The organism is Streptomyces sp. NPDC051207, from assembly GCF_040682395.1.
In the GTDB taxonomy this organism is placed as follows: Bacteria; Actinomycetota; Actinomycetes; order Streptomycetales; family Streptomycetaceae; genus Streptomyces.
Map to the genome: position 1 here is coordinate 1 of NZ_JBFBAX010000082.1, position 1794 is coordinate 1794.

Consider the following 1794-nt stretch of genomic DNA (forward strand, 5'->3'; position numbering starts at 1 on the left):
GGACGCTGTTGGTTAATCCGGGCCGTGATGCTTCGCCCCGTCGAGTTGCTCGGCGGGGCGAAGCCTTGCGAAGTGGCTGGTGCGGGTGCGGGCCCTGGGTGTTCCGGAGAGGTGGGCGTCGATGCGGGCGAGGTTGATCGCAGCGCCGGTGAGCTGATGCTGGAGACTGGTCTTGGCCAGGCCCCGGTAGCGGGATCTGCGCAGGTCACAACGTAGGACTCCCTGGGCGATGGTGCCTTCGACTCCCGCGCGGATCTTGTAGCTCTCCTTCCACTCGTCGGTTTGCTGGAGGGTCCTGGCCTGTTGAAGGGCTTGGTACTCGGCTTTGGGCCGCAGGGTGAGCTCGCGGAAGCGGCGGTTGGCGGAGCCGAGGCAATCGGCCCGTGTAGTGCAGGTGCGGCAGTCGTTCGTGGGGAACTGCACGCGGATCACGGGGAGCCCGGCCTGGGAGCGAGCGTTCCGCCAGCTTGTGGTGGTCTTGCCGTTAGGGCAGGTCACCTGCCGCTGGTCCCAGTCGATGGCGAAGGCGTCCTGGCCATAGGTGGCATCGCCCTGGGACTGAGGTGAGGTGACGGCTTTGAGGGGGCCGTGAAGCGCGATGTCGTGCTCCTGGCGGGCCGCGGCCAGCGCGGAAGCGTTGGCGTATCCGGCATCCACCCAGTGTTCTGCGGGCAGCAGACCACGCGCCGCAAGGCCGTTATGGACGACGGCGGCCATCCGGTCGTCGGATACCGCTCCGGTGGTGGTGACCACGTTCGTGATCAGGTGCACAGCGTCCGGCTCGCAGGTCTCGGTCAGGTGGACCTTGTAGCCGTCCCAGAGGGTGTCGTTCTTCCTGCCGCAGCGTGCCTCGATGTCATAGGGGCTGACCAGGCGCAAGGCGCCTGGCGGGCGGTCTTTTGGGCTCCGGCGGGCCACCTCGCCCTCCACCAGGTGGAAGTGCTGGACCCAGACCTGCCGCAGGGTCTCCACCTCCGGCAGCAAACGCAGCCGGTCGGCCTCATCCGCGCAGGCCACGGCCGTCAACAGACGCATCCCGTCGGTGCCGATCCGCAGGCCGACCTCGGCTCTCTTGGAACGGGCCTGGGGGAAGCGCGAGTCCTCGGCCCGGGTTGCGTAGTGGCGGAACCAGTCCGGCTCGGCCACCCCGACTAGCCAGTCGGGGGCTACCACGGCGAGCGCGTTCAGCGCGGACCGCAGTGTCTCAGTGACCTGCTCCAGCCAGTTCAACTCACGCGCTGCACCGTGCACATGCGTGGAGTCGGTCCTGGCCCGGCCTCCGGACTTGAGCAACCCACGTTCCCGAGCCGCATCCAAGATCCCGTCCAGGACCTGCCGCCCGGCCTCTGCCGCAATCAGACGGTCCCTGAACTCCGACAGCACTGAGAAGTCGAACCCCGGGTCATCGAGCTCCAGCCCGAGCGCGTACTTGACGTCGATCCTCGCCCGCACCGCCTCGGCGGCCTGCCTGTCGGTCAGCCCTTCCACGAACTGCCACACCAGTACGAACGCGAGCCGGCCAGGCGACAACGCAGGCTTCCCCCGGGAGGGAAACAGGCCCGCGAACTCCTCGTCCTGGAACAGCACCCCCAGCTCGTCCCGGACCCGGATCGCCAGGCTCCCCTTCGGGAAAGCCGCCCGGGCCACCCGCACCGTCTCCGCCGGAATCTCTCCCGGCTCCATCGGCCGCAACGACATCGATACCCCGCCCCACACGACAACGTCGGTCTCCACGACCACAACTGGATCGTGAAGACCGACGTCACGCTCGGCCCGGATTAACCAACAGCGTCC

The 1794-nt window shown here is 68.1% G+C and carries 1 protein-coding gene; it reads right to left on the reverse strand.

Translation table 11 applies throughout. From position 1 onward, the window contains the following. Positions 1 to 12 precede the first annotated feature (12 nt). Positions 13 to 1698: an IS1182 family transposase gene (locus AB0M97_RS30790; protein WP_365964269.1), complete on the reverse strand. Its 1686-nt coding sequence runs from the start codon at positions 1696 to 1698 to the stop codon at positions 13 to 15. Between the last annotated feature and the right edge of the window lie 96 nt (positions 1699 to 1794).

Coding starts and splice junctions, on each gene's coding strand:
- AB0M97_RS30790 (WP_365964269.1), bottom strand. CDS start 1,698: ATGTCGTTGCGGCCGATGGAGCCGGGAGAGATTCCGGCGGAGACGGTG.